Source organism: Mycobacterium riyadhense (assembly GCF_963853645.1).
Lineage (GTDB): Bacteria > Actinomycetota > Actinomycetes > Mycobacteriales > Mycobacteriaceae > Mycobacterium > Mycobacterium riyadhense.
Genome location: NZ_OY970456.1, coordinates 5,495,608 through 5,503,893 on the forward strand (window position 1 = coordinate 5,495,608; position 8,286 = coordinate 5,503,893).

General features: G+C 65.8%; 2 protein-coding genes. Both read right to left on the bottom strand.

Annotation, left to right across the window (positions count from 1 at the left end):
• Position 1 precedes the first annotated feature (1 nt).
• Entirely contained in the window at positions 2-6,514 is a 6,513-nt protein-coding gene (locus AADZ78_RS24305) for a type I polyketide synthase (RefSeq protein ID WP_085249555.1), read from the bottom strand.
• 234 nt (positions 6,515-6,748) lie between these two features.
• Positions 6,749-8,158 (bottom strand): cytochrome P450, encoded by a 1,410-nt coding sequence (locus tag AADZ78_RS24310; protein WP_085249553.1) that lies wholly within the window; start codon positions 8,156-8,158, stop codon positions 6,749-6,751.
• Positions 8,159-8,286: the final 128 nt, after the last annotated feature.

Here is an 8,286-nt window from a genome sequence, read left to right on the forward strand (position 1 = left end):
GTCAACCTGGGAGGTTATCGGTGCCCGTCACATCGGCTGTGGAGGCTTCGAGGGCCATCGCGAGCAGTTGTTCGGGGGTTGAGGAATCGATGAGACGTTCCAGTTCCTTGCGGTCGCGGTCGGTTCGATCTGGCCCTGGCGTTGTTCTCGCATTCGCCAGGTGCAACAGTTCGTTCAGCAGGCCCGCGGCTCGAAGGTCGCTGATCGGGATGCCGGTGATAATCGACCGCAGCTGCTCGTCCTCGGATTCGGGAATCCCCAATTCGCTGCCGTTGACTTGGCGATGGCCGTTGCCGTCGAGTTGGTACCCGAGGTGGCGGGCGAGCTCGGTGGGGGTGGGGTGGTCGAAGGTCAGGGTGGGCGAAAGAGTCAGTCCGGTAGCGGTTTTGAGTCTGTTTCGGAGTTCGACGGCGGTGAGCGAGTCAAACCCGAGGTCTTGGAAGGTGCTGTCGGGGTTGATGTCTCGGGGGCTCGGGTGGCCCAGGACCAGCGCGGCTTGCGCACACGCCACCTCGGTGAGCAGCTCATGTCGTTGATCGGGGGTCAGTCCGTGCAGCCGGTCAGCAAATGCCGATTCGGATGCCGTGCCGTCGCCAGCGGCGGCTCGCCGCAGAGACCGGCGCGTGACCAGCCCGTCGAACACCGGTGGTAGTTGAGCGTTCCGGGCGGGGTTAGCCAGTGTGTTGTGGTCGAGGCGAGTGGCCACCACCGCGGGGTGAGCGGCGATCAGTGCGGCATCAAAGAATTCGATGGCCTGCGCACTGGTCATTGCCGCCAGCCCCGTGCGGCGCATGCGATCCTTGTCGCGGTCGCTGAGGTGAGCGGTCATGCTGCTGGCCTTTTCCCATAACCCCCATCCGAGCGAGGTCGCAGCCAACCCGCTGCTGCGCCGATGGTTGGCCAAAGCGTCTAAGAACGCATTGGCCGCCGCGTAATTGCCCTGTCCCGGAGATCCCACCACGCCGGCGATCGAGGAGCACAACACGAACATCGACAACGCAAAATCAGCGGTGGCCTCATGCAGATTCCAGGCGCCGTCGACCTTGGCCCGCAACACCGCATCCACCCGATCGGGAGTCAACGAATCGATCAGCGCATCATCGAGTGTCCCGGCGGCATGAATCACCCCCGTCAGTGGTGGGCACTGAGCGGCCAGCCGGGCCATCAACTGCGCCAGCGCAATCCGATCGGCCACATCGCAAGCCGCCACCACCACCCGAGCTCCGGCACTCTCCAACTCCGTAACCACCTGGTCCACACCCGGGGCCTGCTCGCCATGGCGGCTGACCAACACGACATGACCCACCCCGTAGTGGGTCACCAGATGACGGGCCAAGGTCATGCCGGCCATCCCGGTCCCCCCAGTGATCAGCACCGTGCCGGCGGCCAGGTCATCGGCGAGCACCTGAGGCATGGTGAGGACCACTTTGCCGATGTGGTTGGCCTGGCTCAACAACCGGTAGGCCTCGCGGGCGCAGCGGATATCCCGGGTCGTGACCGGCAACGGATGCAGCGTGCGAGTCTCGAACAGTCCCCTGAGCTCCCCCAACATCTGCGCCAGGCGCGCCGGTCCGGCGTCTAGCACATCGAATGCCCGATACTTCACTCCGGGATGTTGCCGGGCGATCGCATGTGGATCGCGGATGTCGGTCTTGCCCATCTCGATGAAGCGGCCCCCCTTGGCCAGCAGGCGCAGCGAAGCGTCGGTGAACTCGCCGGCAAGGCAATTGAGCACGACATCGATCCCGCGACCGCCGGTGACCGCCATGAATTTGCCCTCGAACTCCAGCGTGCGCGAATCACCGATGTGGTCGTGGTCAAAACCCATGGCACGCAACGTGTCCCACTTGCCGCGGCTAGCGGTGGCGAAAACCTCCAACCCCCAGTGCCGAGCCAACTGCACCGCGGCCATGCCCACCCCGCCGGTGCCGGCATGAATCAACACCGACTCGCCCGGCCGTACTTCAGCTAGATCCGCTAACCCATAGAACGCGGTCAAGAACACCACCGGCACAGCGGCGGCCTGGGCAAGCGACCACCCCGTGGGGACCTTGACGAGCAACCGCTGATCCACCACCGGTTGCGACCCGCCACCGGTTAGACCCATCACCGCGTCCCCGACGGCCAACCCGCTCACTCCGGCACCGACCTCAACCACCAGCCCCGCGCCTTCCGCGCCGAGCGCCGGGGCGGAGCCCGGATACATTCCCAGCGTCACTAACACATCGCGGAAGTTGACCCCCACCGCGGCAACTGCCACCCGCACCTGCCCGGCCCCCAACGACGACGGCGGGCACGGCTCCACCACAACATCGTCGACCGTGCCGCTACCGCCCAAGGCCAGCCGCCACGCTGACGTTTCCTCCGGTAGCTGCAGTGCCGAGGCGACGGGCACCAGCCGAGCCGCATACGCCGTGGCGTTGCGCACCACCAACTGGGGCTCCCCCGAAGCGACCCACCCCGCGACGCCCACCGTCATTTCGGTGCTGGTTGCGGGAATGTCCGTGTCGATCAACACGATTCGGCCCGGGTGTTCGCTCTGCGCTGTGCGCACCAACCCCCACACCGCCGCAGCGGCCGGGTCGGTGACCTGCTCGCCGGGTAAAGCCACGGCGCCGCGAGTGCAGATCGCCAAGGTGCCCGACCGGTCGGCCGCCAGCCAGGACTGCAGTACCTTCAGCGCCGCATGAGTGTGTTCGTATACCGAGTCCACCACGGCTTCCCCGGCCGAGACGCATTCCCAGACCACCACGTCGCCAGCATCGCCGCGGTGGGCAGTACCGACGGCCGGACAGCTCGGTAGTGGTGACCACAGCAGGTTCAGCAACGGATCGGCTGTCCCGTCAGTAGCCCTGGCCACCGCCGCACCCAACTGCTCGGCCGAAACCGGCCGTGTGATGAGCGAACCCACCGACAACACCGGCAACCCCGCCCGATCAGCAAGCTGGAGTGTGACCGCGCCCTGCCCGGCCGGGGCCATCCGAACCCGCACTCGTTCGGCACCCACACCGTGCAAGGACACCTGCTGCCAGCAATACGGCAACATCATCTGCTCGGAGTCTGCCTCCGATTCAGCCAGATGCATCCCGGAATGCAAGGCGGCATCCAACAGCGCCGGATGAATCCCGTAACTACTGACCGCCATCCCGGCACCGTCAGCAATGGCGACTTCGGCGAAAATCTCCCGCCCTCGTCGCCACATGGCCCGTAAGCCTTGAAACGCCGGACCATAGTCATACCCGCGTAGCGCCAACTGCTGATAGACATCGGTAACATCCACGGCCGTCGCGCCCGCTGGCGGCCACACAGCCAAATCCGGTATCGGTGCTGCCGGCTCCGCCTTAGCCGCTAAGATGCCGTGGGCGTGCAGCACCCACTGGGAATCCGGCTGGCTACCAAGGCTGTACACCGCCAGTGAGCGCTGCCCCGACTCCTGCGCGCCGTCGACGACTACCTGTACCGCCACCCCGGAGCGTTCGCCGAGCACCAGCGGCGCGGCCAGAGTCAACTCCTCCACCACGGGACAGCCGACCTGATCACCCGCGCACAGCGCCAACTCCACGAAACCGGTACCGGGAAACAACACCGGCCCACCGACCGCGTGATCGGCCAGCCACGGCACCGCTGCCAGCGACAGCCGTCCCGTCAACACCACCCCACCGGTGTCGGGCAGCTGCACCGCCGCCGCCAAGAGACCATGCGCAACCTCAGCCAGCCCCAAGGCGGCCGCATCAGCTCGGCCCGCAGATCCCGACGTCGACCAGAACCGCTGCCGGGCAAAGGCATACGTTGGCAACTCCACCACACGTCCACCGCTGGCGGCGAACAACCCTGACCAATCAACCCCCACCCCAGCCACAAAGGCTTGGCCCACCGACATCCAGAACCGCGCCAACCCGCCCTCGTCGCGGCCGAGCGTCGGAACCGCCACCACTGCATCGAGGTCGGGGTGGCCACCATCGGCGACGGTATCCTCGATACCGGCCACCAACACCGGATGCGAACTGGCCTCCACAAACACCCGATACCCCTGCTCGCGGCACCGCCGCACCGCCTGTTCAAACAGCACCGTCTGGCGGATATTGCGGTACCAATACTCGGCATCCAGCGCGGCGCCATCAACAATGTCGCCGGTGACCGTCGAGATGAATGTCACCGCGGATGAACTCGGCCGGATATCACCCAGCGCCTCAACGAGATCGGCGCCGATCACCTCCACTTGGGCGGAATGCGAGGCATAGTCCACCTCAATACGTCGAGCCCGAACGCCTTCGGCATCACAGCGTGCCAGCAGCTCCTCGATCGCATCCAACTCACCAGAAACCACCACCGCCGACGGGCCGTTGAGCGCGCCGATACCGATCCGATCACCCAAGGGCGCCAACAGCGTTGCTGCCTGCTTCGCACCGCACGCGAGCGACACCATGCCGCCGCGCCCGGTCAGTGCCTTGAGCAATGCGCTGCGGGCTGTGACCACCCGTGCGGCGTCACGCAGCGACAACGCACCAGCGATGTAGGCCGCGGCGATCTCACCCTGCGAATGTCCGATCACAGCATTGGCAACCACGCCCACCGACGCCCACAAGCGGGCCAGCGACACCATCACCGCGAACAACACCGGCTGCAGCACATCCACCCGATCCAGCCCCGGCGCCCCGGGCGTACCCCGCAACACCTCGGTCAGAGACCAATCCACAAACTCTGAAAGGGCCTCCGCGCACGCCTCGATCTGTTGCGCGAAAACCGGTGCGCAATCAAGCAATTCGACACCCATTCCCACCCATTGGGTTCCCTGGCCGGGAAACACCATGACGGTCTTGCCCACCGAGGCCGCCCGTCCGGTCACCACGCCCACCCCCGGCTCTCCGCCAGCTAGACTGGCCAACCCGGCCAACAACGCGGTGCGGTCCTGACCGACCACTACCGCGCGATGCGCGAAGGTGGACCGCCGCGCCAGGGTGCACCCCACGTCACCGGGATCCAGTTGGTCATTGGCCTCGAGATGGGCCAACAACCGGCCCGCCTGAGCGACCAGCCCCGCCGCGGTCTTACTCGAGACGACCCACGGCAGCGCCGCGGATGTATTGAACTCACTTGGTTCATAGCTCTTTTCGGGCTGGACATACTCGGCCGGCGCCTGCTCGACGATCACATGCGCATTGGTGCCGCTTATCCCGAACGCGGAGACCCCAGCCCGGCGCGGCCGGCCTCCGTCGACCGCCCAGGGCCGCGGCTCGGTCAACAACGCCACCGCTCCCGCCGACCAATCCACATGCGGTGTCGGTTCATCCACATGCAGCGTCGCCGGCATTACACCATGACGCATCGCTTGGACCATTTTGATTACACCGGCGATGCCCGCCGCGGCCGCGGTGTGGCCGATATTCGACTTGATCGAACCCGTCCACAACGGGTGCTCCGCGGGGCGGTCTTGCCCGTAGGTAGCCAATAAGGCTTGAGCCTCAATCGGATCACCCAATGTAGTGCCCGTCCCGTGAGCCTCGACCACGTCCACCTCCGCCGCCGAGATCCGCGCGCTAGCCAACGCCGCCCGAATCACCCGCTGCTGAGCCGATCCGTTGGGTGCGGTCAATCCGTTGCTGGCTCCGTCGTGATTGATTGCGCTGCCGCGGATTAACGCCAACACCGAACGTCCGTCACGACGGGCATCCGATAGCCGCTGCAGCACCACCACCCCGGCACCCTCACCCCACCCGACTCCGTCGGCGGCGGCGGCAAACGCTTTGCACCGACCGTCGGCCGCCAGCCCTCGCTGTCGGGAAAAGGCCACTAGAAGGGCCGGAGTGGCCAGCACGGTCACCCCACCGGCCAACGCCACATCGCATTCCCCCGATCGCAACGAAGCCACCGCCAGATGCAGCGCGACCAACGACGACGAACAGGCCGTATCCACGGATACCGCAGGGCCCTCCAACCCCAACGCGTACGCGATGCGCCCGGAAGCCACGCTGGCCTCGGAACCGGTCAACCCGTAGCCCTCCACCGCCTGCAATCCCTGCCCCGCCGCGTAGTCGGGGTTCATCGTCCCGACGAACACCCCGGTAGCCGAGCCGCGCAACGACAGCGGGTCAATACCGGTGTGTTCCAACGCCTCCCATGAACACTCCAACAGCAGCCGCTGCTGCGGATCCATGGCCAGCGCCTCACCCGGAGCGATCCCGAAAAAGCCGGCATCAAACTGCCCGGCGTCATACACAAACCCGCCCCGTCGGCAGTACGTCTTGCCCACCGCATCCGGATCAGGATCGAACAGTCCCTCCACATCCCAACCCCGATCGGTGGGAAACTCCGACACCGCGTCCCCACCACGGGCCACCAGATCCCACAACCCACGCGCCGAATCCACCCCACCGGGATAGCGGCATCCGATACCCACCACCGCGACTGGCTCGTTGATGCGTGAGAGCAGCGCATCGTTCTGCCGCTTCAGCCACTCCAACTGCGTTACCGCTTTTCGAAGGGCCTTGGTTGCCTTGGCAAGTTGCGTATCCATCTCTTTCCGTCCAATTCCGACTCGCCGCGACGCGATAGAAGATCTCCATGCCCTCAACGACCCTGCTGGCGTTGAGCGGGCAGCCCAGAATCGACGCCAAGCCACGGAAGGAGCTACCCGCGGTAGAAATGAAATGCGTCCCCGGTCAGCGCGTGGGAGCCAGCATCCGTGTGCAGCAAAAGCTATTACACGAGCGCGACACTTACCATGGACAAGCCGCCCTGCTCTGACGCCCTACGATTCAGCACACCGCACAGTGGACCGCTCCGGGCGTGATGTCGGCGTGACCCGTACACAGATTGGCGCGGGGGCGATTTTGCTCCAAGGCTCGGGGACTGCGAATTCGTCGTCGAGAGAACGAATTTCTGCGTGTCGGATGATCGTGCCGAGCGCCAGGGCAACTTCGAGCATCGCAAAGTGGTTGCCGATACAAGAGCGCGGTCCGGCGCCGAAAGGTAGGTACTGCCAACGATCGCGGCCAGCCGAGTCCTCCGGGCCAAATCGGTCAGGGTCGAAGGTCAGTGGCCGGTCCCACGCCGCGGGGTCGCGGTGCAGGGCCTGGACGCCGACGCTGCACGTCGTACCGGCCTCGACCCGGTAGCCAGCCACTTCGATGTCCCTGGTGACCATGCGGGAAATCGCCACGGTGGGGGGACACAGCCGCAATGCCTCGTGGATTACTCGGACCGTGTAACCCAGCCGCGGCAAGTCCTCAGATGACAGCCCCCGGTCGCCGATGTCGGCAATTTCGGCGCGGACTCGCTCCTGAATCTCGACGTGGTGGCCAAGCGCCCACAGCGCGTAGCTCAGTGTTACCGCTGTGGTGTCGACCCCGGCGTACATGAAAATGATGAGTTCGCCGCGGATCTCGTCGTCGGACAGCTTCCTGCCGGTGGCAGGATCGGTAGCCTCGATCAACGCGCGCACCAGCGGCGCGTCGCGGGTAGGGTCGGCGCGGCAGGCCTGCAGGATCGTGTCGGCGAGGTCATGCAACGTGGCACGGGCTGCGCGAGCGCGGCGACGCGCCGGAGTCGCCAGCCAGCGCGGCGCCCGAATGGGCCGCATCGCCCGGGAGGTGACGTATTCGAGCGCGACCCGCAACGCCACGTCGGCGGCCTCGGCCTCTTCGTCCAGGTCGATACCGAGAACCGAGCGGCTGAGCGCCCGCATCGCGAGTCGTCGGCACTGGCTGTTGAGGTCGACCACCGTATCTTGCCAAGTGGCAGAGATTGTTTCGGCGACTCCGGCCATGTGGCCGCCGAAGGCGCGGACGTGCTGTTTAGTGAAGGGCGGTTGCAGGGCGCGTCGCCGCGGCAGCCAGCGTTCGTGTCTGAGCACCAGCAGGCCCGAGCCGAGCAGGTGCCGCAATTCGTCTTGAAAAAGTGTCACCTCGGTGCTGGTTCCAGTGGCTCCAAGAATGTCGCGGGCCGCCTGCGGCGACGTGGCCAAGACCAGTTCAGGCAGTAACCATTTCGGGCCCATCTTCAGCCGGGTCACCGCTCCGCCGGCGGCGCGCAGCGTTTCGACGCCGGTGCAAAAGGTCTTGAGCGCCATCATCTGTTGCCGGTACGGCAGCGGATTCCTCGGAGCGAGGGGTAACGCAGCGACATCGGTGGGCACGCTGGTCTCGAGCGAATCGATCATGCCTGTGAAGTCCTTTGGCTGGTGGGACGGTTATGACGGTTCTCTTTAGCGCGGCGACTAAAGCAGATAGGAGGCGAGCTGCTCGCCGAACGTTTTCAGCGACTCCGGATTCAGCATTTCATCGTGAC

Bases quoted from the DNA above. Each gene is read 5' to 3' on its own strand.
- AADZ78_RS24310 (WP_085249553.1), bottom strand. From the start codon at position 8,158: ATGATCGATTCGCTCGAGACCAGCGTGCCCACCGATGTCGCTGCGTTA.
- AADZ78_RS24305 (WP_085249555.1), bottom strand. From the start codon at position 6,514: ATGGATACGCAACTTGCCAAGGCAACCAAGGCCCTTCGAAAAGCGGTA.